The following is a 23461-nucleotide window of genomic DNA, read 5'->3' on the forward strand; positions in this document are numbered from 1 at the left end:
TTTCACAGCGTCGTCAACGCCCAGGTGGCGGCCAGCAGGCCCGGTCCGTGCGGCACCGCGCGCCTGCGCCGGAGCGCGGCGACGGCCAGGGTGACCGCACTGGACAGGATCGCCGCAGGTAGGAGTGCCGGCAGCGGGAGCGCCGCGCCGAGTCCGAAGGCGAGCTTCACGTCGCCGCCGCCCATCAGCGCGGGCCGCAGCCGCCGGACGGCGAGATGCGCGCCACCGAAGACGAGCGCCGACAGGGCCGCCGCTCCCAGCCCGTGGAACTGCAGGAGCACCAGCGCGGCACCCAAAGGGAGGGTCAGCGCGTCCGGCAACCGGTGGTGCCGCAGGTCGATCATCGCGAGCACGATGCCGAACCAGGCCAGCAGGTACGACGAGGGCGGAGCGTCCAGGGCGGCGGCGACCGTCCACAACGAACCCAGTGAGAACGCGAGCAGGACCGTGGTCATGAGACCACGGTCCTGCCAGGGGCGATCAGGTACAAGTTCGGGCCTGTCGTGAACGGTCCGTCCACGCACGACCTTCACGAGGCCCGGTCAGGGCTGGGAGAACGCCCGGGAACAACGGTTCAGCGAGACCAGGCGAACAGGGCGTCGCCCGCCACCACGTCCGAGTCGAGAGCCAGGTCGCCGAGCACCTCGGCGGACGCGTCCAGCGCGACCACCGGGCAGATCGGCGCGAACCCGGCCGCCTCGACCTCGGCCGGGTCCCACGTCACGATCTTCTGACCGGCCTGGACCTGCTCGCCCTTGACGACGTGGAGCTCGAAGCCCTCGCCCTTGCGCTTCACGGTGTCGATGCCGAGGTGGACCAGGATGGCCGCCCCGTCACCGTTGGCGACCACGAACGCGTGCGGGTGCAACGTCACGACGGTGCCGTCGAGCGGTGACACCACATCGGCCTTCGATCGAATCGGTTCGACGGCCACGCCGGGCCCGACCATCGCCTCGGCGAAGACCTGGTCCGGAACCGCGGAGAGCGCGACCACCCGGCCCGCCACGGGGCTGCCGACGCGGAGGCTCACAGGAGGTCCTCGATGTCCGACGCGATGGTGTCCGCCTCGGGTCCCACGACGACCTGGACGACGTTGCCGGAACGCATGACTCCGTGCGCTCCCAACGCCTTCAGCGCCTTCTCGTCCACGACGGAACCGTCTTCGAGCTCGCACCGCAGGCGGGTGATGCAGGGCTCGATCTCGATGATGTTGTCCCGGCCACCCAGCGCCTCGAGGATCTTCTGAGCCTTCTCGTCAGCCACGTTCGTACCTCTCGTTCCCGTAACAGCGGTTGACACCCGCTCGGTGCGCGGAGCATTCTCCCGCACCAACTGGTCTAGACCGGAAAGTACCACTAGCGAGGAGGTGAGCGAGTGAACGAGATCGTGGACGGCCCCAAGCCGAAGCACGCGCAGCTGCGTGAGATCCTGCGGCGGCTGGCAGAACAGGAACTCGCTCCCGGCTCACCGATTCCGTCCGAGCGCGATCTGGCCGAGCGGTACGGAGTCTCTCGCATCACCGTGCGGGCCGCGGTCGGCCAGCTGGTCGCCGAAGGCCTTCTCACGCGGGCCAAGGGACGTGGGACGTTCACCGCCAAAAGGCGCTACGACCTGCAGCTCTTCCTGGCCTCGTTCACCTCGGACATGAAGGCGCGCGGGGTCGAACCCAGCACCGAGGTGATCAGCTGCGGCCAGGCGGCACCCGGTTCGAAGGCCTCGCTGGGCCTCGAGTCCGACGAGTACGCGTACCGCGTCGTGCGGCTGCGCAAGGCCGACGGGGCACCGCTGGCGCTCGAAGCCGGCTGGTACAGCCCGCACATGCTTCCCGAGCTCGACCGATGCGACCTGACCGGATCGATCTACGAGATCATCGCGACCCGGTACGGAATTCAGCTCGACCACGCGCGGCAGACCGTGTGGGCGGAGACCGCCGACGCGGAGACCGCGAAGGCGCTCGACGTCCGCAAGGGCAGCCCGCTCCTCGTGTTCAGGAGGGTCGCCAGCTCCGACGGGCGGCCCTGTGAAGACGTCACTTCCTGGTACCGGGGCGATCTCTACCAGGTGACCATGCAACTGGACCGGACCGTCCCGGGTACCGGACCGAACTCCGCCAAGGGAGGAACCCGATGAGCACGGACGCCGCAACCGGTGGTCGTGAGATCAAGGGCCTTGCCACGTTGCAGCGCTTCGGTCGCAGCCTCATGCTGCCGATCGCCGTGCTGCCCGCGGCAGGCCTGCTGCTCCGTTTCGGCCAGCCCGACATGCTGGGCAAGGACGGTCTGGGCTGGAACGCCGTCGCCTCGGTGATCGGTGCGGCGGGCGACGCGCTGTTCAGCAACCTCGCCCTGCTGTTCGCCGTCGGCATCGCCGTCGGTTTCGCACGGCGCGGTGACGGCTCCACGGCGCTCGCCGGCGTCGTCGGCTACGTCGTGCTGACGAGCGTCTTCAAGGCGATGTCGCCGCTGGTCCTCGACCAGCCGACCGACCCGGCCGCCAAGCCGGAGGTCATCAACTACGGGGTCCTCGGCGGTATCGTCGTCGGCCTCCTGACGGCCCTGCTGTGGCAGAAGTACCACCGCATCAAGCTGCCGCCGTACCTGGCGTTCTTCGGCGGCCGCCGGTTCGTCCCGATCATCGTCGCCGGTGTCATGACGATCGTCGGCGTCCTGCTCGGCCTGGTCTACCCGTGGTTCGACGCGGGCCTGACCGCCATCGGCGAGTGGGTCACCGGCAGCACGATCATCGGTGCGTTCATCTACGGTGTCGTCAACCGCCTGCTGATCCCGCTGGGCCTGCACCACATCGTCAACAACGTCGTGTGGTTCCAGTTCGGCGAGTACAACGAGAAGACCGGTGACATCCCGCGCTTCCTCGCGGGCGACCCGACGGCCGGCACGTTCCAGACCGGCTTCTTCCCGATCCTGATGTTCGCCCTCCCGGCCGCCGCACTCGCGATCGTGCACACCGCACGGCCGAACCAGCGCAAGCTCATCGGCGGCATCATGGGCTCCGCCGCTCTCACCGCGTTCATCACCGGTGTGACGGAGCCGCTGGAGTTCGCGTTCATGTTCGTGGCGTGGCCGCTGTACCTGATCCACGCGTTCCTGACCGGTACGTCGCTCGCGATCTCGAACGCGCTCGACGTCCACTCGGGCTTCTCGTTCTCGGCAGGTGCGATCGACTTCATCCTGAACTGGAACATCTCCCAGAAGCCGTGGATGCTGATCATCCTGGGCCTGATCTACGGTGCGATCTACTACTTCCTGTTCCGCTTCGTCATCAACAAGTGGAACCTGAAGACGCCGGGCCGCGAGGACGACGAGTCCCCTGAGGCCGATGAGAGCATTGTCGGCAGCAGTGGCGACACGGCGGCGGGCAGTGGCGACACGGCCGTGCGCGAGAAGCGCTCCAGGAACGACCAGCAGTAACTGAACCAGCTCTACCGGGAGGAACCATCATGGCCGAGCGACGGGTCACCGTGGCCAGCAAGGTCGGACTGCACGCCCGGCCTGCCGCACTGCTGGCGAAGGCCGCCGCCGACCAGCCGGTGACGGTCAGCATCGCCAAGGACGGCGGCGAAGCCGTTGACGCGGCGAGTGTTCTGGGTCTGATGACCCTGGGCGCCATGCACGGTGACGAGGTGGTGCTCAGCGCCGAGGGGGACGGAGCGGACGCCGCTCTGGACGCCATCGCCGAGCTGATCGCCACCGATCACGACGAGTGATCCCGGTCGTGAGTGGTCTCGATCGCCCCGACGGCCGAGACCGCTCACGACCCACCCGAAGTGCAGCACGACACCCGCGGTCACGACGCCGGCCAAGGTCGGCGGCGTGGCCTGCGGGTGGCTCACGATCATCCAGACGCCTCCCACGGCCAGTGCGGGCGGTACGACCAGTCCCGCGGTCCACTTGCGCAGCAACAGGAGCGCGAGCGTCGAGACGAGCAGCGCCGCGCCGAGCGTGTCGCTGAACCGGTGCCAGCCGAGCGACACCGTCTCCGCCGCGACCGCCCCCGCGCCGATCGCCCCCGGCACCGCCACGACCAGTGCGAACCGCCGGGGCACCGCCATCGTCACCGCGATCACCGACGCCACCGCGGCCGTCGTGTGCCCGCTCGGGAAGCTGTTGTGCACCAGCACGGCGTCGTCGTCCAGCGGCGGCCGCACCAGCACGTAGAGCTTCAGAACCTGCGCTCCCAGCACCGAGCCGCCGAGCAGCAGCAACGGCGTGAGCGACTTCTTGCGGGCGAAGAGGATCACGAGGACGGCGGCGAGGATGATCGCCGTGTCCACGTTGGACGCCCACGAGCGCTGGAGCGACAGTTCGGGCAACGCGGCGTTCTCCGCCTTCTGCCCGAACGACGTCCACACCAGCGCGAAGTACGTGAAGAGGAATCCCAGCAAGCTTCCGGCCATGGGTTCGACACTCCGCGAGCCGGTCCACGGGAACGTCCACGCCATGTCATGGTTCCGCTACAGATCGGGCGCCGGTGCCGTCTCCCGCAGATAATGGATCTCGTGGCGATGGTGTTGCTGGTCGAGGACGACCCTTCGGTGCGTGAAGGACTCGGGCTGGCCTTGCGCCGCCAGGGACACGACGTCCGAGCAGCGGAAACGGGTGAGGAAGGCGTCGCGAAGCTGCGCGAGTCCCGTCCCGACATCGTGGTCCTCGACATCATGCTGCCGGGCATCGACGGCTTCGAGACGTGCCGGCGGATGCGCACGCACGCCGAGGTGCCGATCATCATGCTCACGGCGCGCGGCGACGACTTCGACGTGGTGGCAGGCCTGGAGGCGGGCGCGGACGACTACGTGGTCAAGCCCGTGGAGCCGCGGGTGCTGGAGGCACGCATCCGCGCCGTGCTGCGGCGGACCGTCGCCGAGCCGTCGTCGATCGAACGGCACGGCTCGCTGGTGATCGATCGGGCAGGACTGCAGGTGCTCAAGGACGACGTGAAGGTCGCGCTGACCCCGACCGAGCTGAAGCTGCTGCTCGAACTGTCCCGCACCCCCGGCCGCGTGCTGACCCGCCAGCAGATCCTCGAGGCCGTCTGGGAGCACGACTACCTCGGCGACTCCCGGCTGGTCGACGCGTGCGTACAGCGGTTGCGCGCGAAGATCGAGGACGTGCCCTCCGACCCCGGATACGTCCACACGGTGCGCGGCTTCGGTTACCGCTTCGGCCCCCGATGAGGTCGTTGCTGCGCGGCCTGCGCCCCAGGCTGATGGCCGCGTTCCTGCTGCTGACGGTGCTCGGCGCGGTGGGAGCAGCGGGTGCCTCCTACGCGACCGCCCGCACGTTGCTGCTGGAGGACGCGCAGGACGGCTTCATGAACCCGCTGGTGCAGGACGTCCGCGACTACGCGCCCCGGCTGACCGTGCCGCCGGCGCAGGAGGACCTGGACGGCTTCGGCTCGTACCTGCGCGGCTCGGCGGTCGTGGTCTACGAGGGCCTGCGCTCCGCCGCCGGCCCCGATCCGTCGTTCATCCCCGCCGAGATGCGCGAGATGCTCAAGACGAGCGGGACGACGCTCTGGCAGCGCCGCACGGACCTGGCCGAGCCGTACGTCGTCGTGGGCATCCCGCTGGTCCGCGCGGACGGCGCGCCCACGGGTGTGGAGGTGTGGGCGCTGCTGTACCTGAGGGGCCCGCAGACGGCCATCGACAGCTTCTCGACGGCCGCCTGGGTGGGCGTCAGCCTCGTGCTCCCCCTGGCCCTGGGCGTCGCGCTGTTCACCGCGCGCGGGGTTCTGCGTCCCGTCCGCCGCCTCGGCGCCGCCGCCCGCGCGCTGGGAGCCGGCCGCCTGGACACCCGCGTCGAGGTGCGCGGCTCCGACGAACTCGCCGACCTGGCCCGCACGTTCAACCAGGCCGCCGAACAACTGGAAGCCTCCCAGGCCACCTCCCGCCGCTTCGTCGCCGACGTGTCGCACGAGCTCCGCACGCCCCTGACGGCGATGAACGCCGTGACCGCGGTGCTGGACGAGGACGCGGACACGTTGCCTCCCGACACGGCCGTCGCGGCCCGCCTGGTCTCCGCCGAGACCCGCAAGCTGACCCGCCTGGTCAACGACCTGATGGAGATCTCCCGCTTCGACGAGGGCCGCAACCTCCTCGAGTTGGACGACTGGGACATCGGCACCGCCGTCCGCGACACCCTGGCCGCCCGCGGCTGGGCCACGTCCGTCGAGGCGTCGCTGCCCGAGGGCGTGGTGGCGCGGGTCGACCGCCGCCGCCTCGACGTCATCGTCGCCAACCTCGTGGGCAACGCGCTGAAGCACGGCGGCGTCCCGGTGCGCGTGACGGTGCGGCCGGGCGTCATCGAGGTCGCCGACCACGGCCCCGGCATCTCCGAGGACGCCCTCCCCCACATCTTCGACCGCTTCTACAAGGCAGACACGGCCCGCTCCCGTTCCGAGGGCAGCGGACTGGGATTGGCGATCGCATGGGAGAACGCACGCCTGCACGGCGGCACCATCGAGGCGGCCAACGCGCCCTCGGGCGGCGCGGTCTTCACCTTGCGCTTGCCCTCGTGACCCTCACGGCCTGCGGCATCCGCCCGACCCCGATCCTCACCGGGGCCGAGGCGCCGACGGTCTCGTCGCACACGCTCACCATCTACCTCGTGACGGCCGAGCGCGACGGCCTGGTGCGCCGGACCCGCGACCACACCGGCGCCGTCGACATCGCGACCGCGATGAACCTGCTCCTGGCCGGCCCGAACGACGAGGAGAAGAAGCTGGGCCTGGTGACCGAGCTGCCCGCGACGTCGTCCAAGGCGGTCCCGGTGCTGGAGGTGATCGTGATGCCGGAGGACGTCGCGCCGCCGACGACGAAGTGGGCGGTCTTCCAGGTGCACTGCACGGCCCTGGCGAGCCGGGCGAAGGTGGCCGGCGTGGCACCGGTTCCCGACCAGTACTGCCCTTAGTTTCGAAACACGCCCTGTAGAGGCGGGACGCACCGGCGGCCGTGGTGCCGGAACCGGTCGGCCCACGCGCCCAAGCGGAGCCCCCCGGCAGACACACCCGTGCGTCCCCACCCACCGGCCCTCCCAAGGTGAGGAACACCGGCATGCGATGACTCCGGCCGAGTGGCACATCGTCCGCAGCCAAACGAGTCAGGCGTAGGGAACCACACGACCGGTGCGCACCGGTACCGGACGGCCCAAGATCAAGCCGAAAGTTACGACCGCGAGGCGAGTTCCGCGGCCAGGGCGGCGCGCATGGCCTCCTGCGGCGCGGGCTTGCCGGTGAACTGCTCGAACTGCCCGAAAGCCTGGTGCAGCAACATGTCCAGCCCGGTGGCCAGGCGGCTCCCGGACGCCTCCACGGCCTTCGCGACCGGTGTGGGCCACGGGTGGTAGATCACGTCCAGCACGTACGGCGCTCGCGCCAGTGAGTCGGCCAGCTCGACGGTGGCCTCGGCCGGCACCGTCGACACGACCACGTCCGCGGCACCGGCCAGCACGGCGAGGTCCACAGAGGACAGTTGCAGCACTTCAACGGAGACACCGACCCGCGACGCCGTCTGCACGGCCTCTCCCGCGCGCGCGGGATCGCGCACCACCAGGGAAACCGACGAGATGCCGAGCTCGGCGAACCCGGCGAGCGCGGCCGTGGCCGTGCCGCCCGCACCGAGCACGACGCCGTGCGTGCCGCTGGAGAAACCCTTCTCCCGCAACGCTCCCACGACACCGTCCACATCGGTGCAGTCGGCGTGCCACTCGGAACCGTGGCGCACCAGCGTGTTCGCCGCTCCCACCGCCGTCGCGCGCGGGGTCACGACCGAGGCGAACGCCAGCGCGGCGCGTTTGGTCGGCATCGTGCAGGAGAGACCCGCCCACTCCTGGCCCAGCGAGGAGACCAGAGCGGGAACGTCGGCCTCGGAGCACTCCAGGCGGGTGTACTCCCAGTCGAGGCCCAGCTCGGCGTACGCGGCGTTGTGCAGCACCGGGGAAAGCGAGTGCTCGATCGGCGAGCCGATCACCGCCGCCTTGCGCACCACTAGTAGACGCCCTCCCGCTGAGCCTTCTGGTCCTTCTCCTGGTGCTCTTCGTACGTCTTCGAGAAGCACGACGTGCCGTTCACGTTGCACTTCACGAAGTACATCATGTCGCCGCCCGCGGGCTTGATCGCGGCGGCGATGGCCTGCTGCGACGGCGAGCCGATCGGCGTCGGCGTCAGGCCCTGGTTCTTGTAGGTGTTGTAGGGCTGGTTCGCGTTGCGGTCCGCGTCGGACGTGCGGATGTGCGGCTGGTTGTTGCGGTAGTTGATGGTCGAGTCGAACTGCAGGGGCATCGGTTCCGCGATCCGGTTGTAGATGACCTGCGAAACCTGGCCGAAGTCCTGCTCGATGGCTTCCTTCTCGATCAACGAGGCGATGACGAGCACCTCGTAGGGGCGGAAGCCGGTGTTCAGGGTGCCGCCCGGAATGCCCGCGCCCTGCAGCTTCTGGGCCGAGGCCACGATGACGCTGCGGATCAGCTCGACCGCGGTGACACCGGGCTTGACCTGGTAGACGCCGCGCATGATCAGGCCTTCGAGGCGGAACGCCGGCTCGGCGCGCTTCACGTCCGCCAGCGCCCAGTCCGGCACACCGAGGGCGACCGGGTCGGTCTGCTCGGCGGCGGCCTTGATCTCCTCGGCGCTCAGGCAGACCTTCGCGCCGTCCTTCTCCGTGCAGCTCGCGGCGGCGAGCTGGGAGTAGATGCCCGGGACGGTCTTGCCGTTGGCCTGGATGTCGGTGAGCTTCAGGCCACCGACGATCTGGACGGCCGGGACCCGCGTCTTCGGGTCGATCATCTTGGCCACCGCGCTCTGGCCCGACATCTTCGTCTTCATCAGGTAGAAGCCCGGCTGGATCGACGTCACGCGGGCGTCGGTCTTGCTGGCCTCGGTGAAGGCGCGCGCGGAGGCGATGACGCCGTTGTCGTACAGGGTCGACGCGATCTTGCTGACCACGTCGCCGTCCTGGACCTCGACGATGGCGTCGACCTCGCCGCTGCCCGCGTAGTCCTCGAACGAGCCGATGCCGCGCAGTTCCTTGTAGCCGTAGTAGGCACCGCCCATGCCCACGGCGAGGATCAGCGCGACGACCAGCCACAGGACCGTCTTCTTGCGCTTCTTCGCCTTGACGCGGGCGTTGTCACGCTCGCGATCGCGCTTCTTGAGCGGCCTCCGCTCATCCGCTTCGGGGTCGGTGAACAACCCGAGATCGTCGCCGCTCACGCCTCGTCCTTTCGGGCGGGCACCGAACGTGCCCGTGCGTCCAGCCAAGATTGCAGGATCTCGACAGCGGCAGCCTGGTCGACCACGGCTCGCTGCTTCTTGCCCTTCACACCGCGCTGTGCCAGCACCCTGCTCACCACGACCGTCGTCAGGCGTTCGTCGGTGAGCCGCACCGGCACCGGTGCGATGCGCCCGGCCAAGGCCGCAGCGTACGCGGTCGCCGCCTCTGCCGCGGGGCCGTGCCTGCCCGCCAACGTCTTCGGCAAACCGACCACGACCTCTACGACGTCATGTTCGGCCACGAGACGTACGAGTTCCGTGAGGTCCGAGCCGTTCTTCTGGTCGCGTTGCAGGGTGACCAGCGGAGTCGCCAGGAACGGTGCCGGATCGCTGAGGGAGACCCCCACGCGAACCGACCCGACGTCGACGCCGAGCCTCCGTCCGAGGCCCGGATCGTCGACACCAGGAACATCAGCGCTGCTCAAGCACCTTGTCCAGTTCGTTGGTCAAGGCCGTGATGGCGTCGGTGACACCGGCCGGGTTCGTACCGCCACCCTGGGCCAGGTCCGGCTTGCCGCCACCGCGGGCGGCGATCGCCGGGCCGAACACCGGGACGAGCTTGCCGGCGGCCAGCCCCAGGTCGCGGGCGGCGGCCGTGGTGGCCACCACGAAGCTGACCTTGTCGCCGTCGACCGAGAACAGGGCCACCACACCGGGCTTGCTGCCCAGGCGGTTGCGGACCTCGCCACCGAGCGTGCGCAGGTCGTTGCCCGGCACGCCCTCCAGGCCCAGGGCCACCAGCGACAGGCCGCGGATGTCGAGGGCCTTGTCGGCGAGGGCGCCGGCGTTGCCCAGCAGCTCGGCGGCGCGGACCTTCTCCAGCTCCTTCTCGGCGGACTTCAGCCGCTCGACCAGCGACTCGATCCGCTCGGGCAGGCCGTCGGAGGAGACCTTGAGCATGTCGGAGAGGTTCTGCACGATGGCGCGTTCCTTGGCCAGGAAGCGCATGGCCTCGATGCCGACGTAGGCCTCCAGGCGGCGCACGCCGGAACCGACCGACGACTCACCCAGCAGGGTGATCGGGCCGATCTGCGACGAGTGCTCGACGTGGGTGCCACCGCACAGCTCGCGCGACCACTCGCCACCGATCTCGATGACGCGCACGGTCTCGTCGTAGGTCTCGCCGAACAGGGCGACGGCACCCATCTCCTGGGCACCGGCCATGTCGGTGTAGACGATGCTGACCGGCAGGTCCTTGCGCACGGCGAGGTTCGAGACCTCTTCGATCTCGCTGCGGGCCTCGGCGGACAGGCCACCGGTCCAGGCGAAGTCGAGCCGCAGGTAGCCGGGCTTGTTGTACGAACCGCTCTGCAGGGCCGACGGGCCGAGCACGTGCCGCAGGGCGGCGTGCACGACGTGCGTGCCCGAGTGGCCCTGGCGGGCACCGACGCGCCACTCCGGGTCGACGCGGGCCTCGACGTGCTCGCCCTCGGAGACCTCGCCGGAACGGACGCGCACCTGGTGCACCCACAGCTTGCGGGCGACCTTCTGCACGTCGAGCACCTCGAGCTCGGCGTTGGCCGTGACGATGGTGCCGGCGTCGGACTCCTGGCCACCGGACTCGGCGTAGAGCGGCGTGCGGTCCAGCACGACCTCGACGATGTCGCCCTCGCGAGCCGACTTCACCCGAGCGCCGCCCCGCACGATGCCGCGCAGCGTGGCCTCGGAGGCGAGCTCGGTGTAGCCGGTGAACTCGGTCGGGCCCTGCTCCAGCAGCTCGCGGTACACCGACTGGTCGCCGTGGCCGGTCTTCTTGCCGGCGGCGTCGGCCTTGGCGCGGGCGCGCTGCTCGGCCATCAGCTTGCGGAAGCCGTCCTCGTCCACGGACAGGCCGGCCTCGGAGGCCATCTCCAGCGTGAGGTCGATCGGGAAGCCGTACGTGTCGTGCAGCTGGAAGGCCTTGTCACCGGGCAGTGTGGCGCGGCCGTCGGACTTCACCTCGGCGGCGGCGCCCTCGAAGATCCGCGAACCGGCGTCGAGGGTGCGCAGGAACGTGTCCTCCTCGGCCTTGAGCACCTGCTGGATGCGGGCGAACCCGCTGACCAGCTCGGGGTAGGCCTCGCCCATCGAGTCGCGGACGACCTCGGCGAACTGCTGCAGCACCGGCTCGTTCACGCCCAGCAGGCGGGAGCTGCGCACGATGCGGCGCAGCAGGCGGCGCAGCACGTAGCCGCGGGCCTCGTTGCCGGGCGTGACGCCGTCGCCGACCAGGAGCACACCGCTGCGGGCGTGGTCGGCGATGACGCGGAAGCGGACGTCGTCGACCTCGTTGGCGCCGTACTTGCGGCCGGACAGCTCCTCGGCCTTGGTGATGACGGCACGGACCAGGTCGGTCTCGTAGACGTTGTCGACGCCCTGCAGCAGGTAGGCGACGCGCTCGACGCCCATGCCGGTGTCGATGTTCTTCGACGGCAGCTCACCGAGGACCGGGTAGTCCTTCTTGGCACCACCCTCGCCGCGGATGTTCTGCATGAAGACGAGGTTCCAGATCTCCAGGTACCTGTCCTCGTCGACTACCGGGCCGCCCTCCTCGCCGTACTCGGGGCCGCGGTCGTAGTAGATCTCCGAGCACGGGCCGCACGGGCCGGGGACGCCCATCGACCAGAAGTTGTCCTCGACGCCGCGGCGCTGGATGCGCTCCAGCGGCATGCCGGCGACCTTCTGCCACAGCTCGATGGCCTCGTCGTCGTCCAGGTAGACCGTCACCCAGATGCGCTCGGGGTCGAAGCCGTAGCCGCCGCTCTCCTGGGAGTTGGTGATCAGCTCCCAGGCGAGCCGGATGGCGTCTTCCTTGAAGTAGTCGCCGAGCGAGAAGTTGCCGGCCATCTGGAAGAACGTGAGGTGGCGGGTGGTCTTGCCGACCTCGTCGATGTCGGGCGTGCGCACGCACTTCTGGATGCTCGTCATCCGCGGGGCGGGCGGCGGGGCCTCGCCGAGGAAGTACGGCTTGAACGGCACCATGCCGGCGTTGACGAACAGCAGGTTGGGGTCGTCGAGCAGCAGTGAGGCGCTGGGGATGTACTTGTGCCCGGCCTTCTCGAAGTGCTCGCGGAAACGCTTGATGATCTCGTGGGTCTGCACGGGAAGTTCCTTGTGTGTTGCTGGGAGAGTCAGGGCATGGTCACGGGGCGAACGGCTCTAGTGCTTCCCGTTCGCCCTGGGCGCTCGGCGCCCCGGCGTGAACCCCGTCTGACGTTCCACGGTGTCCTGCAACTCCTGTTCCCGTTCGGCCATCCCCGCGCGCACCTCGGCCCCGAAGGAACCGATGGCGCCGGCGAGTTCGCGCAGGCCTTCACCCACGTTAGCGCCGACACCGGCGGGAGTCGCCTGCTTTGCGACCTCGGAGGCCTTCTTCGCGGCGAACAGGCCTGCCGCGGCACCCAGTCCGAACCAGAAGAGGCGGCTCACTTCGCACCTCGCCTGGGACGGCGCTTGGAGTGCTTGTTCGGCTGTTCGGCGGCCTTGCGGCGCGCCTTGACGGCCTTGCTCACGCCGTAGGACAGCGCGGCGGCCTTGACCAGCGGGCCGCCGAGAGTGGCGGTGAACAGGCTGGTGAGCGCCGAGACGTTGCCCGTGACGGCGCGCGCGTTGGCCGTGATGCCGTCGACGCGTTCGAGCTGCGTGTTCACGTGCGTGAGCGTCGTGTTGGCTTCAACGAACAACGGGTCCGTGTTCTCGTGCGCTTTGCGCATCGCGATCGTGGCCTCGTCGAAGAAGCGCGCGGCCTTGATCGCCACAACCCCCACGATGAGCACGAGCAGCACGAAAGCACCGGCGGCGAGCCACCCTGGCGACACGGATCCTCCTGGTGAACAGGCGTTCGGGCTTGGTTGCGGGTGAGATTACCGGGTGGGCCCGACACTCGACTGGGCGGCACCATTTGTTGATCTTCAACGACCTGTGGCGCCGTCGATCTGCTCGCGGAGGACGTCGGCGTGGCCCGCGTGCCGGGCGGTTTCGGCGGTCATGTGCGCGACGACCCACCTCAGTGACTTCGGCGCGCCGTCGACCGGGACGGCGGTCGGCGCCTCGGGGTGGTCTCCTGCATGACGTGAAACGTACGGGACCGCTCATTGACGCACGGCCGTCACAGCCTGTGAAATACCCGTCACCCAGGGCTTGACAGCGGCGGCCTTGCCAGTAGAAGTCAGGCAACTAAGTTGATCCGTGCAGGAGGCCTCGTGAAGCCGGTGTCGCACCTGGACTCCTATCGGCTCCAGCTCATGGCGGACGCCCCGCCCGTCCCCGACCTGCCGATGCCGTGGGACGCCCGCGTCGCGCGTCCGGACGGCTACGACCTGCACCTCGTGCACCGCTGGAACCAGGCACCGCACGTGGCGGCGTTCCGGCGGCAGGCGTGGACGGTGCCGCAGTGGGAGCGCCGGCTGGCGGAGCTGCTGGCGGGGGACGACGTCCGGCCGGTGCTGATCAGCTGGCACGGCCGGCCGGTGATCTACGCCGAGGTCTACCGCGCGGCCAGGCACGCCGTCGCCGGCTGCTACCGGGCGCGGCCGCACGACCTCGGGCTGAACCTCGCCGTCGGCGAGCTGGCGATGACCGACCGCGGACTCGTGCGGTCGCTGCTCCCCAGGCTCACCGACGCGCTGTTCGAGGCCGACCCGCACTGCACGCGGATCGTGCTCGAACCGGACGTGCGCAACACGCGGGCCATCAGGTCGTTCGAGGCCGGTGGGTTCGTGGCGGCGGACGAGATCATGCTGCCCGGCAAGCTCGCGCTGCTGATGGTCTGCAAGCGTTAGAACGCGGTGATGTCCTGCGGTGCACGCTCTTTGCGGCTCAGAGCACGCACCACGTCGATGGCGCGGTGCTTGTTGAGCGCCATCCGGGTCAGCAGGTCGATGACCGCCTCGTTGACGTGGCGCGGGAACTCGGGGGTGTCCAGCCCGACGCTCACCGCGAGGTCGTCGGAGTGCACGACGAACTCCATCAGCCTGCTCACGAGGTACTCGTCCAGCGGCACGGCCCACGGGCCCCAGTGCGGCATGCGGACGCCCCGGTCCTCCTGGCCGGGCAACGACTTCGCGAGTTCGTCGAGCGTCTGCTCGAACCGGTCGCAGAGGGCGCCGTGCCCCTCCGCCGCGAGCTTCTCGCCGCCCGCGCGGATGCGGGTGTGGAACTCCGAGTCGACGTCGAGGTCGGTCCACTTCGCCCGCGCGTAGTGCTCCATGAGCGGGACGACGGGCTCGTCGCCGGGCGGCGTCCCGATCATCGACGGCAGCGGCAGCGCCTGGTAGGCCACGTGTCCGGCGAGGCCGCTGACGCCGAACTCCGGCAGGGCGCTCGGCTGGTCCCAGTGCTGCGCGACCCGCGGGTGGCGCAGGAGGTCCAGGGCGGTGCGGGCGGTGGTCAGGAAGTCTTCTCTGATCGTCACTTCGCCGAAGCTACCGCGCCGGGGCGGGTCACTCGCCCCTGATCACCCGGCGCAGCCGCGGCAGCCGTTCCGCCAGGGCGCGTTCGCCACCGCGCCCGGTCGGCTCGTAGTAGTCGCGTCCCACCAGGTCGTCCGGCGCGTACTGCTGCGTCAGCACGCCCTCGGGCACGTCGTGCGGGTACCGGTAGCCCTGCGCGTTGCCCAGCTTCGCCGCGCCCGCGTAGTGCCCGTCACGCAGATGTGCGGGCACGGAACCGATGGCTCCCTTGCGCACGTCCTCGATGGCGGCGTAGATCGCGGTGGTCACGGCGTTCGACTTCGGCGCGGTGGCGAGGTGGATCGTGGCCTGCGCGAGGTTCAGGGCGCACTCGGGCAGGCCGATGAGCTGCACGGCCTGAGCCGCCGCCACGCACGTCTGCAACGCCGTCGGGTCGGCCATGCCGACGTCCTCGCTGGCGTGGATCACCAGCCGCCGTGCGATGAACCGCGGGTCCTCCCCCGCCTCGATCATCCGCGCGAGGTAGTGCAGGGCCGCGTCGACGTCCGAGCCGCGGATCGACTTGATGAACGCCGACGTCACGTCGTAGTGCTGGTCGCCGTCGCGGTCGTAGCGCACCGCCGCCTTGTCCACCGTGGACTCCAGCAGCGTCAGCGTGATCACGCCTTCGTTCGACGCCAGCGCCGAGTCCGCGGCGGCCTCCAGCGCCGTGAGCGAGCGGCGGGCGTCACCACCGGCCAGGCGGATCAGGTGGTCCTCCGCCTCGGGTTCCAGCACGACGGAACCGCCCAGGCCGCGTTCGTCGGACACCGCGCGCTTGATGACCGAACGCACGCCGTCGTCGGTCAGCGACTTGAGCTGCAACACGAGCGAACGCGACAGCAGCGGCGACACGACCGAGAAGAACGGGTTCTCCGTGGTGGCCGCGACCAGCAGCACGATCCGGTCCTCGACCGCGCCCAGCAGGGCGTCCTGCTGGGTCTTGGAGAACCGGTGGACCTCGTCGATGAACAGCACCGTCGACTCGCCGGAGCGGACCAGGCGGCGGCGGGCCTCGTCGATGACCGCCCGCACCTCCTTCACGCCGGCCGACAGCGCGGACAACGCGACGAACCGGCGGCCGGTCGCCTTCGACACCAGGGTCGCGAGGGTCGTCTTGCCGGTGCCGGGAGGGCCGTAGAGCATCACGGACGCCGGCGTGGCGCCCTCGACCAGGCGGCGCAGCGGCGCGCCCGGTCCGAGCAGGTGGTCCTGACCGACGACCTCGTCCAGCGTGACCGGACGCATCCGCACGGCCAGCGGGGCGTTGGCCGCGATGCGTTCGGCCTTCTCCTCGTCGGTCGCGCCGAAGAGGCCCTCGTCGAACAGACCTTCGCTCATGCGTTCGAGCGTAGGTCATGTGCGAGGATCGCGTTCCGTGCCCATCCCTCGTGCCGTGCTGCTCGCCGGACCCTCCGGCTCAGGCAAGTCGACACTCGCCGCCCACCTCGGCTGGCCCGTGCTGCGCCTGGACGACTTCTACCGCGACGGCGACGACCCGCTGCTGCCCCGCGACGAGCACGGCAGGGCCGACTGGGACGACATCGGTTCGTGGAACGCGGACAAGGCGCTTCAGGCGATCATCGAGCTGTCGAACACGGGCAGGGTCGAGGCGCCGGTCTACTCCATCAGCGAGGACCGCGCGGTCGGCACGCAGACGATCGAGCTCGGCGACGCGCCCGCGTTCATCGCGGAGGGGCTGTTCGCGGACCTGCTCGTGCAGGGCGCGAAGGAGGCGGGGGTGCTCCGGGACGCGATCGTGCTCGCGCCGAGCCCTCCCGTCACGTTCGTGCGCCGGTTCGCCCGGGACGTGGCCGAGGCCCGCAAGCCGGTGCCGACGCTGGTCAGGCGCGGGCTGCGACTGATGCGGGAGCAGCCGCAGGTGGTGAGGAGGTGCGTCAGCGCGGGCATGCGGCGCACGACCCCGGCCAAGGCGCGGACCGAGCTCGTTTCGTGATCGGGTTGCCGGGTGCCGGCGGCCCTGGTCTGGCAGGATTCCGCTCACACCACGACCGGGGGTAGCCGAGATGTCCGAAACGCCCGGCTGGTCGTCACCCGACCAGCCACAGAACCAGCAGCCTGGCCAGCAGCCGCAGTACGGCTACAACGCCCCTCCGCCTCCCGCGCAGCCGACGATCAAGCCCGGCGTGATCCCCCTGCGCCCGCTGACGCTCGGCGAGATCATCGACGGTGCCATCACGACGATGCGGCGTCATCCGAAGCTGATCATCGGCGCCGCCGCCGTCGTCGCCGCGATCACGGAGATCGTCGGCCTGCTCGTGCTGCTGCCGTTCCTCAGCGACATCTCCACCACGTTCGCGCCGAACGCGACGCCGACGCGGGACGAGCTGATCAGCACGGCCGTCGGTGGCCTCGTCAGCTCGCTGGTCGGCATCATGCTGCAGGTGATCGGCACCGCGTTCCTCTCCGGTTTCATCACGGTCATCGCGGGCCGCGCCGTGCTGGGCAATCAGGTGACGTTCGCCCAGGCTTGGGAGGAGTTCAAGCCCCGGCTGCTCCCGCTGCTCGGCGCGACGGTGCTCACCGGCCTCCTGATCGCCGCCGCCCCGGTCGTGCTGGGCCTGCTCGGCGTGGTCTCGGGCTCCGTTGAGGCGTTCTTCCTCGCCCTCTTCGTCGGGTTCCTGATCGCCGGCTGGCTGGGAGTGTTGTTCTCCCTGGTCACCCCCGCGCTGGTGCTGGAACGCTGCGGCGTCGGCACCGCTTTCGGCCGATCCAGGAAGCTCGTGAGCGGCGCTTGGTGGCGCACCTTCGGCATCCTGCTGGTCGCCGCCCTGATCGGCCTGGTGATCAGCTGGATCATCGGCCTGCCGTTCGGCGCGCTGGGCCTGGCGACCACCGGCTTCAGCGACGATCCGGCCGCCACGACGAGCATCGGCTACCTGGTCATCATCACGCTGGGCGCCATCATCGCGTCGACGATCGTGCTTCCGTTCAGCTCCGCGGTCAACGTGCTGGTCTACGTCGACCGCCGGATGCGGTCCGAGGGCATGGACATCGAACTCCAGCGGGCCGCGGGGCATGGCGGTCTCTGACGTACCGGTAGATCTCGGCCGCGACGAGGCGAGGGAGGCGGCCGTCCGGGAGCTCGGCGACCCGGCGTACGTCTCCGACGACCCGAACCCGCTGGAACGCGCGATCGACTGGGTGCTGACCCGCCTCGGCGAGCTGTTCGCCGGGGCGGGTGGCATGAGCGGCATCACCGCGGTCACAGTCGTCGTGGCCGTGCTGGTGCTGATCGTGATCATCGTCAGGCTGCGTGTCGGGCGCACGGGCCGTGCGCTGCGGTCGGACGGCACCGTGTTCGGCTCGACCGCCATGACCGCGGCCGAGCACCGGGCCGCCGCCGAGAAGGCCGCGGCGGCCGGTGACCTGGCCGAGGCCGTGCGCGAACGCTTCCGCGCGGTGGTGCGCGAGCTGGAACAACGCGGCGTGCTCGACGCACGGGCCGGACGCACCGTGGACGAGGTCGCTCACGAGGCGGGCCAGGCACTCCCGGTGCTCGCCGGCGACCTGCGCGGCGCGGCGGTCCAGTTCGACGACGTCTGGTACGGCGGCAGGCCCGCGACGCTGGAGGGGTACCAGCAGTTGGTCTCCGTGGACGGCAAGGTGCGCGGATGACGGCGGTCTCCCCCGACGCCGGCCGGATCTGGACCGCCGCGCGCGGTCCCCTGCTGATCGGCGTGATCATCCTGTTCGCCGCGGTCGTGGTCACGTTGCTGCGCGGCAGCGGTGAGGGCGGTGCGCTCGACCCCCGGTCGTTCCAGCCGGAGGGCAGCCACGCGGTCGCCCGGCTGCTGGAGCAGAACGGCGTGCGCGTCGAGCTCACCGACAACGCGTCCTCGGTGGACGGTGCGACGCTGTTCGTGACGCAGCCGGACCTGATCGACCCGCAGCGGCTCGCGGACCTGAGCCTCAGGGCCTCCTCGACCGTGCTCCTCGCGCCCTCTCCCGGGCTGCGCCGGCTGGAGCCCGAGACCCGTCAGCCCGGCTGCCCGCTGGCGGACGGGGCCGGCGCGGCGACCACGGGCGGGTTCACCTACGAGGGTGAACAGAGTTGCTACGACTCGACGCTGGTCCGCACCGGCTCCGTCACGACGATCGGCTACGGCGGGATCTTCACCAACCGCGACCTGGACGAGGAGGGCAACGCGGCACTCGCGTTGTCGTTGCTGGGCCAGCACGAACGGCTGGTCTGGTACATGCCGTCGGCGGCGGACAGGTCACAGCAGAAGTCGCTGACCGACCTGGTCCCGGACGGCTGGAAGTACGGCGCACTGCAGCTCGGTGTCGCGGCCGTGCTGATCGCGGTGTGGCGGGCGCGCAGGCTCGGCCGCGTGGTGCCCGAACCGCTCCCGGTCGTGGTGCGCGCCGCCGAGACCGTGGAGGGCAGGGCGCGGCTGTACCGCCGGTCGCACGCCGCGTCGCACGCCGCCTCCGTGTTGCGGCAGGCGACGCGTGACCGGCTGGCGCCGCTGCTGGGGGTGCCGCCGGGCGACGATCCGTCCGAGGAGATCGCCCGCAGGACTTCGCGTCCCGTCACTTCGGTGCGGGCGCTGCTCTACGACAAGGAGCCGGTGGACGACCGGGGGTTGGTCGCGCTGGCCGCATCGCTCGATGCTCTGGAGAACGAGGTGCGCAAGGCATGACGGCAGTGGTCACCACCGAGGAAGCCCGTACGGCGTTGGTGGCGTTGCGCGCGGAGATCGGCAAAGCCGTGGTGGGCAACGACGCCGCCGTGACGTCGTTGATCCTCGCGTTGCTGTGCAAGGGACACGTGCTGCTGGAGGGTGTTCCGGGCGTCGCGAAGACGTTGCTCGTGCGTGCTCTTGCGCGCGCGTTGGACCTGTCGACGACGCGCGTGCAGTTCACGCCGGACCTGATGCCCGGCGACCTGACGGGGTCGCTGGTGTACGACTCGCACAACGCGGCGTTCTCGTTCCGCGAGGGCCCGGTGTTCACGAACCTGCTGCTCGCCGACGAGATCAACCGGACGCCGCCGAAGACGCAGTCCGCACTGCTGGAGGCGATGGAGGAACGGCAGGTCTCCGCCGACGGCAAGACGCGGCCGCTGCCATCGCCGTTCATCGTCGTGGCGACGCAGAACCCGGTGGAGTACGAGGGCACCTATCCGTTGCCCGAGGCGCAACTCGACCGGTTCCTGCTCAAGGTGACGATGCCGATCCCGGCGCGGGAGCACGAGATCGACGTGCTGACGCGGCACGCCTCCGGCTTCGACCCGCGTGACCTCTCGTCGTTGTCGCCGGTCGCGAGTGCCGCACACCTGGAGGCGGGGACGGCGGCCGTGCGCTCGTTGACCGTGGCTCCTGAGGTGATCGCGTACGTGGTGGACGTGTGCCGTGCGACCCGTCAGTCTCCGGCCGTGCGTCTGGGCGTTTCTCCCCGTGGCGCAACGGCTCTGCTGGCTGCCGCACGCGCGTGGGCGTGGCTCTCGGGCCGTGACTACGTGACGCCGGACGACGTGAAGGCACTCGCGCGGCCCGCGTTGCGGCATCGGCTGGAGCTGCGTCCGGAGGTCGAACTGGAGGGCGTGACGGCGGACGGCGTGCTGGACGGCGTGCTCGGTGCCGTTCAGGTGCCGCGCTGACGTGGCGCTCACGGGCCGCGCGGGGCTGCTCGCGCTCATCGGGGTTTTCGTCGTCGGGCTTCTCCTGCCGTCGTGGCAGGGGATTCTCGTCCTGTTCGGTCTTCTGGTGCTGTGCGTGGCCGTCGACTTGTTGTTGGCGGCCGGCGTGCGGCGGTTGACGTTCTCGCGCGCGGGGGCGACCTCGGTTCGCACGGGCGAGCCGTGTGTGGTGCAGCTGACCGTGCACAACCCCGGACGTCGGCTGCGTGGCGTTCTTCGTGACGCATGGGCGCCTTCTGCCGGTGTGGTCACAGATCGGGTTGCGGTCGACGTGCCCGCCGGTGGCTCGCGTGTGCTGTCCTTCGAGCTGCGGCCCGTGCGGCGTGGCGATCGCGCTGCGGACCGTGTGACCGTGCGTTCCCACGGCCCGTTGGGAATCGCGGCACGGCAAGGCTCACACGTCGTGCCGTGGACGGTGCGCGCGCTGCCGCCGTTCCACAGCCGCCGTCACCTTCCGCCTCTGCTGGAACGCCTGCGCGAACTCGACGGTCGCCGCGCCTCGTTGATCCGCGGCGCCGGCACGGAGTTCGACTCGCTGCGCGCGTACGTCATCGGCGACGACGTGCGCTCGATCGACTGGCGTGCCTCGGCTCGTTCGTCGGACGTGGTGGTCCGCACCTGGCGCCCCGAACGCGACCGGCAGGTGACGGTCGTGCTCGACACGGCCCGCACCTCGGCGGGCCGCGTGGACGGCGCACTCGGTGGCCTGCCGCGCCTGGACACGGCGATGGACGCCGCGTTGTTGTTGTCCGCCTTGGCTTCGCAGGCCCGCGACCAGGTCGACTTCCTGGCGTTCAGCCAGCAGGTGCGTGCCTCGGTACCGCGGGCGACACTGCCCGTCCTGGTGCAGGCCATGGCCCCGCTGGAAGCCGAACTGGTCGAGTTCGACGCCCGCGGCGCCGTCGCCGAGGTGCTCCGCCGGGCGGGCCGCCGCTCGCTGGTGGTGCTGCTGACGTCGCTGGAGCCGTCGATGGAGCACGGTCTGCTGCCGCTGCTGCCTGCGTTGGCCACGCGCCACCACCTGCTGGTCGCGTCGGTGTCCGACCCGGCCGTGCACGCGATGGCCGCCGGACGCGGCGACCTGGAGTCCGTGTACGCGGCCGCCGCCGCGGAACGCACTCTGGCCGAACGCCGCCGTCTCACCGCCTTGCTCGCACGGCACGGTGTCGACGTCGTGGACGCACTGCCCGACGACCTGCCGCGCGCTCTCGCGGACCGCTATCTCTCGCTGAAAGCCGCAGGCAAGCTCTAAACGGCGACGGGCGCGACGTCCTCACGTTCACTCGCGTCCATGTCGCCCGTCTCGCCCTGCCGCGCCGCGCGGCGCCCGATCACGAACACGTACAGCAGGAACAGCACCTCGGCCACCACCCCGATGCCGACGCGCGCCCACGTCGGCAGCCCGGAAGGCGTCACGAACCCTTCCAGCACACCGGACACGAGCAGCACCACGACCAGTCCGAGCGCCACCGCGACGACCGACCGGCCCTCCGTGGCGAGGGCCTGGCCACGGGTGCGCTTGCCGGGGTCGATCACCTGCCAGCCCAGCCTCATGCCGATGCCCGCCGCCACGAACACGGCCGTGAGCTCCAACAACCCGTGCGGCGCCAGCAGTCCGAGGAACACCCCTCCGCGGCCCGCACCGAACATCAGCCCGATGCCGACGCCGACGTTGAGGGCGTTGGTGAAGAGCAGGTAGACCGGCGGGATCGCGAACAGCACGCCCAGCAGCAGGCAGGCCGCGGCGACCCAGGCGTTGTTCGTCCACACCTTCGCCGCGAACGACCCGGCGGGATCGCTGGAGTAGTACGACTCGTACCCGCCGCCGACCCTCGTCATCTCCCGGATCTCCTCCGGCGCGGCGATGGTCGCCTGCACGTCCGGGTTCGAGGCGATCCACGCCGCGATGATGCCGGTGACGAGGTAGAACGCGATCCCGGCCGGCACCCACCACCGCCAGCCGAGGTAGATCGCGGCGGGCAGCCGGTGCGTGAAGAAGCGCGTGAACGTCCGCCAGGCGGGCGTGTGCGTGCCCGTCAGCACCGATCGCGCCTGGGCGACCAGCGCCGAGAGCCGTTCGACCGTGGCCGGGTCCGGCATCTGGCTGCGCACGACCGACAGGTGCGTCGTCACCCGCTGGTAGAGCTCGATCAACTCGTCGGCCTCGGGCCCGCTGAGCTTCCCGGACCGCTTGACCAGCTGCTCGAGCCGCTGCCACGACTCGCGGTGGCGATCGATGAAGACGTCGAGATCCACGATGGGTCACACTATCCGCGTGGGGGACCTCGTCACCGGTGAAGCCGTAGTTCTGGACCTGCGCGTCGCACAGCTCGCCAGCAGGGCGGTCGCGTACGCGATCGACGTGGCTGTGCAGTTCGGCCTGCTCGTCGTCCTGTTCCTGATCGCGCCGGTCGACGTCGACAACGCGCTGCAGGACGCGCTCGCGATCACGCTGCTGATAGCCGTGATGATCGGCTTCCCGACCGCGATGGAGACCGCGACGCGGGGCCGTTCGCTGGGCAAGCTCGCCATGGGCCTGCGCGTGGTGCGCGACGACGGTGGCGCGATCCGCTTCCGGCACGCCTTGGTGCGCTCGCTCACCGGCTTCATCGTGGACTTCTGGGTGCTGGGTCTCGCCGGCGCGATCGCGCTGTTCGTCTCCCTCTTCTCACCGCGGGGCAAGCGGGTCGGCGACTACCTGGCCGGCACGGTGGTGATCCACACCCGCGTGCCCCGCCAGGAGGTGGAGCTCGCCGTCATGCCGCCGCAGCTCGCGGAGTGGGCGTCGGGACTCGACCTGTCGCAGCTGCCGGAGGAGCTGGTGCTGGCGGCGCGGCAGTACCTGAGCCGCTACCACGAGCTGAACGAGCAGGCGCGGTGGGATCTGGGGTCGCGGCTGTCGGACGACGTCGGCGCGGCGATCAGTTCGCCCCGGGTCGAGTACACGCATCCGCACCCGTACCTGTCGGCGGTGCTGGCGGAACGCAGGCGCCGCGCGGCCGCCTAGGGCGTGTCCCGTAAGTCTCGTCCGCGACAGTCGCGGTCGAGGGCCCCGGAGGCGGCACCGCCGCAACACCCGAAT

General features: G+C 70.4%; 26 protein-coding genes and 2 pseudogenes. 14 read left to right on the plus strand and 14 right to left on the minus strand.

Going from position 1 to position 23461, the window contains the following annotated elements; all coding sequences use genetic code 11:
* Positions 1-2: 2 nt before the first annotated feature.
* From DFR72_RS31290 to DFR72_RS31300, 3 genes are all read right to left on the minus strand, one after another.
* Entirely contained in the window at positions 3-455 is a 453-nt protein-coding gene (locus DFR72_RS31290) for a prepilin peptidase (protein WP_090069036.1), read from the minus strand.
* Positions 456-574: 119 nt separating this feature from the next.
* Positions 575-1030 (minus strand): PTS sugar transporter subunit IIA, encoded by a 456-nt coding sequence (locus tag DFR72_RS31295; RefSeq protein WP_090069034.1) that lies wholly within the window; start codon positions 1028-1030, stop codon positions 575-577.
* Entirely contained in the window at positions 1027-1263 is a 237-nt protein-coding gene (locus tag DFR72_RS31300; RefSeq protein WP_090005969.1) for a PTS sugar transporter subunit IIB, read from the minus strand. The genes DFR72_RS31295 and DFR72_RS31300 overlap by 4 nt, the downstream gene beginning before the upstream one ends.
* Positions 1264-1374: 111 nt before the next feature.
* Between DFR72_RS31300 and DFR72_RS31305 the strand changes: the two genes are divergently transcribed.
* From DFR72_RS31305 to DFR72_RS45820, 3 genes are read left to right on the plus strand one after another with little or no spacing between them, the layout of a single operon-like run.
* A complete protein-coding gene (locus tag DFR72_RS31305) occupies positions 1375-2130 on the plus strand; it encodes a GntR family transcriptional regulator (RefSeq protein ID WP_090069033.1) in 756 nt (251 codons plus the stop codon).
* Positions 2127-3428, plus strand: coding sequence for a PTS transporter subunit EIIC (locus tag DFR72_RS31310; RefSeq protein WP_090069031.1), 1302 nt, complete (start codon positions 2127-2129; stop codon positions 3426-3428). The genes DFR72_RS31305 and DFR72_RS31310 overlap by 4 nt, the downstream gene beginning before the upstream one ends.
* A 29-nt stretch (positions 3429-3457) precedes the next feature.
* A complete protein-coding gene (locus DFR72_RS45820) occupies positions 3458-3724 on the plus strand; it encodes an HPr family phosphocarrier protein (RefSeq protein WP_170176508.1) in 267 nt (88 codons plus the stop codon).
* Positions 3725-3922: 198 nt separating this feature from the next.
* Here DFR72_RS45820 and DFR72_RS47190 read toward each other — a convergent pair.
* Positions 3923-4459 (minus strand): annotated as a pseudogene (locus DFR72_RS47190) (phosphatase PAP2 family protein); the annotation flags it as partial.
* 57 nt (positions 4460-4516) lie between these two features.
* Between DFR72_RS47190 and DFR72_RS31320 the strand changes: the two are divergent.
* From DFR72_RS31320 to DFR72_RS31330, 3 genes are read left to right on the plus strand one after another with little or no spacing between them, the layout of a single operon-like run.
* On the plus strand, positions 4517-5191 hold the full coding sequence (locus DFR72_RS31320; RefSeq protein ID WP_090069029.1) for a response regulator transcription factor: 675 nt from the start codon (positions 4517-4519) through the stop codon (positions 5189-5191).
* Complete coding sequence (locus DFR72_RS31325) at positions 5188-6534, plus strand: sensor histidine kinase (RefSeq protein ID WP_090069018.1); 1347 nt, start codon at positions 5188-5190, stop codon at positions 6532-6534. The genes DFR72_RS31320 and DFR72_RS31325 overlap by 4 nt, the downstream gene beginning before the upstream one ends.
* A complete protein-coding gene (locus DFR72_RS31330) occupies positions 6531-6926 on the plus strand; it encodes a hypothetical protein (protein ID WP_090069016.1) in 396 nt (131 codons plus the stop codon). Before DFR72_RS31325 ends, DFR72_RS31330 begins: the two co-directional genes overlap by 4 nt.
* A 254-nt stretch (positions 6927-7180) precedes the next feature.
* On the opposite strand, the gene DFR72_RS31335 is transcribed toward DFR72_RS31330, so the two are convergent.
* The 7 genes and pseudogenes from DFR72_RS31335 to DFR72_RS31365 all read right to left on the minus strand — a co-directional run.
* Complete coding sequence (locus DFR72_RS31335) at positions 7181-8002, minus strand: shikimate dehydrogenase (protein ID WP_245983677.1); 822 nt, start codon at positions 8000-8002, stop codon at positions 7181-7183.
* Positions 8002-9225: an endolytic transglycosylase MltG gene (mltG, locus tag DFR72_RS31340; protein ID WP_090069015.1), complete on the minus strand. Its 1224-nt coding sequence runs from the start codon at positions 9223-9225 to the stop codon at positions 8002-8004. Before mltG ends, DFR72_RS31335 begins: the two co-directional genes overlap by 1 nt.
* The gene (gene ruvX / locus DFR72_RS31345) at positions 9222-9710 is read right to left on the minus strand and encodes a Holliday junction resolvase RuvX (protein ID WP_090069013.1); all 489 of its coding nucleotides are present in this window, start codon (positions 9708-9710) and stop codon (positions 9222-9224) included. The genes mltG and ruvX overlap by 4 nt, the downstream gene beginning before the upstream one ends.
* Entirely contained in the window at positions 9697-12366 is a 2670-nt protein-coding gene (gene alaS / locus DFR72_RS31350) for an alanine--tRNA ligase (RefSeq protein WP_090069010.1), read from the minus strand. The genes ruvX and alaS overlap by 14 nt, the downstream gene beginning before the upstream one ends.
* Positions 12367-12423: 57 nt before the next feature.
* Positions 12424-12693, minus strand: coding sequence for a hypothetical protein (locus DFR72_RS31355; RefSeq protein WP_030481782.1), 270 nt, complete (start codon positions 12691-12693; stop codon positions 12424-12426).
* On the minus strand, positions 12690-13082 hold the full coding sequence (locus DFR72_RS31360; protein ID WP_090069009.1) for a DUF948 domain-containing protein: 393 nt from the start codon (positions 13080-13082) through the stop codon (positions 12690-12692). The genes DFR72_RS31355 and DFR72_RS31360 overlap by 4 nt, the downstream gene beginning before the upstream one ends.
* Before the next feature lie 93 nt (positions 13083-13175).
* A pseudogene (locus DFR72_RS31365) lies at positions 13176-13313 on the minus strand (mycothiol transferase); the annotation flags it as partial.
* A 153-nt stretch (positions 13314-13466) separates the two neighbouring features.
* Here DFR72_RS31365 and DFR72_RS31370 point away from each other — a divergent pair.
* Complete coding sequence (locus DFR72_RS31370; RefSeq protein WP_090069007.1) at positions 13467-14045, plus strand: GNAT family N-acetyltransferase; 579 nt, start codon at positions 13467-13469, stop codon at positions 14043-14045.
* On the opposite strand, the gene DFR72_RS31375 is transcribed toward DFR72_RS31370, so the two are convergent.
* Both DFR72_RS31375 and DFR72_RS31380 read right to left on the minus strand, forming a co-directional pair.
* Positions 14042-14677 (minus strand): maleylpyruvate isomerase N-terminal domain-containing protein, encoded by a 636-nt coding sequence (locus DFR72_RS31375; protein WP_090069006.1) that lies wholly within the window; start codon positions 14675-14677, stop codon positions 14042-14044. The two genes, DFR72_RS31370 and DFR72_RS31375, sit on opposite strands and share 4 nt — an antisense overlap.
* Before the next feature lie 28 nt (positions 14678-14705).
* Positions 14706-16055: a replication-associated recombination protein A gene (locus DFR72_RS31380; RefSeq protein WP_090069005.1), complete on the minus strand. Its 1350-nt coding sequence runs from the start codon at positions 16053-16055 to the stop codon at positions 14706-14708.
* 37 nt (positions 16056-16092) lie between these two features.
* Between DFR72_RS31380 and DFR72_RS31385 the strand changes: the two genes are divergently transcribed.
* From DFR72_RS31385 to DFR72_RS31410, 6 genes are all read left to right on the plus strand, one after another.
* Positions 16093-16671: a uridine kinase family protein gene (locus tag DFR72_RS31385; RefSeq protein ID WP_245983679.1), complete on the plus strand. Its 579-nt coding sequence runs from the start codon at positions 16093-16095 to the stop codon at positions 16669-16671.
* Between the two features lie 70 nt (positions 16672-16741).
* Positions 16742-17767: a DUF7847 domain-containing protein gene (locus DFR72_RS31390; protein ID WP_090069003.1), complete on the plus strand. Its 1026-nt coding sequence runs from the start codon at positions 16742-16744 to the stop codon at positions 17765-17767.
* Positions 17754-18353, plus strand: a complete 600-nt coding sequence (locus DFR72_RS31395; protein ID WP_090069002.1) for a DUF4129 domain-containing protein — start codon at positions 17754-17756, stop codon at positions 18351-18353. The genes DFR72_RS31390 and DFR72_RS31395 overlap by 14 nt, the downstream gene beginning before the upstream one ends.
* Positions 18350-19381: a DUF4350 domain-containing protein gene (locus tag DFR72_RS31400; protein ID WP_090068999.1), complete on the plus strand. Its 1032-nt coding sequence runs from the start codon at positions 18350-18352 to the stop codon at positions 19379-19381. The genes DFR72_RS31395 and DFR72_RS31400 overlap by 4 nt, the downstream gene beginning before the upstream one ends.
* Positions 19378-20340, plus strand: a complete 963-nt coding sequence (locus DFR72_RS31405; RefSeq protein ID WP_090068997.1) for an AAA family ATPase — start codon at positions 19378-19380, stop codon at positions 20338-20340. The genes DFR72_RS31400 and DFR72_RS31405 overlap by 4 nt, the downstream gene beginning before the upstream one ends.
* Position 20341: 1 nt before the next feature.
* Complete coding sequence (locus DFR72_RS31410; RefSeq protein WP_090069171.1) at positions 20342-21631, plus strand: DUF58 domain-containing protein; 1290 nt, start codon at positions 20342-20344, stop codon at positions 21629-21631.
* Here DFR72_RS31410 and DFR72_RS31415 read toward each other — a convergent pair.
* On the minus strand, positions 21628-22635 hold the full coding sequence (locus DFR72_RS31415) for a stage II sporulation protein M (protein ID WP_090068995.1): 1008 nt from the start codon (positions 22633-22635) through the stop codon (positions 21628-21630). The genes DFR72_RS31410 and DFR72_RS31415 overlap by 4 nt on opposite strands.
* Positions 22636-22654: 19 nt before the next feature.
* Here DFR72_RS31415 and DFR72_RS45110 point away from each other — a divergent pair, with 19 nt between their 5' ends.
* Positions 22655-23386, plus strand: a complete 732-nt coding sequence (locus DFR72_RS45110; protein ID WP_170176492.1) for an RDD family protein — start codon at positions 22655-22657, stop codon at positions 23384-23386.
* Positions 23387-23461: the final 75 nt, after the last annotated feature.

The organism is Lentzea flaviverrucosa (genome assembly GCF_003350445.1).
GTDB classification, from domain to species: Bacteria; Actinomycetota; Actinomycetes; order Mycobacteriales; family Pseudonocardiaceae; genus Lentzea; species Lentzea californiensis.

What these genes read in the sequence shown, in the direction of transcription:
- DFR72_RS31395 (WP_090069002.1), top strand. Translation starts at nt 17,754, where the DNA reads ATGGCGGTCTCTGACGTACCGGTAGATCTCGGCCGCGACGAGGCGAGG.
- DFR72_RS31400 (WP_090068999.1), top strand. Translation starts at nt 18,350, where the DNA reads ATGACGGCGGTCTCCCCCGACGCCGGCCGGATCTGGACCGCCGCGCGC.
- DFR72_RS31290 (WP_090069036.1), bottom strand. Translation starts at nt 455, where the DNA reads ATGACCACGGTCCTGCTCGCGTTCTCACTGGGTTCGTTGTGGACGGTC.
- DFR72_RS31310 (WP_090069031.1), top strand. Translation starts at nt 2,127, where the DNA reads ATGAGCACGGACGCCGCAACCGGTGGTCGTGAGATCAAGGGCCTTGCC.
- DFR72_RS45820 (WP_170176508.1), top strand. Translation starts at nt 3,458, where the DNA reads ATGGCCGAGCGACGGGTCACCGTGGCCAGCAAGGTCGGACTGCACGCC.
- DFR72_RS31325 (WP_090069018.1), top strand. Translation starts at nt 5,188, where the DNA reads ATGAGGTCGTTGCTGCGCGGCCTGCGCCCCAGGCTGATGGCCGCGTTC.
- DFR72_RS31390 (WP_090069003.1), top strand. Translation starts at nt 16,742, where the DNA reads ATGTCCGAAACGCCCGGCTGGTCGTCACCCGACCAGCCACAGAACCAG.
- DFR72_RS31380 (WP_090069005.1), bottom strand. Translation starts at nt 16,055, where the DNA reads ATGAGCGAAGGTCTGTTCGACGAGGGCCTCTTCGGCGCGACCGACGAG.
- DFR72_RS31405 (WP_090068997.1), top strand. Translation starts at nt 19,378, where the DNA reads ATGACGGCAGTGGTCACCACCGAGGAAGCCCGTACGGCGTTGGTGGCG.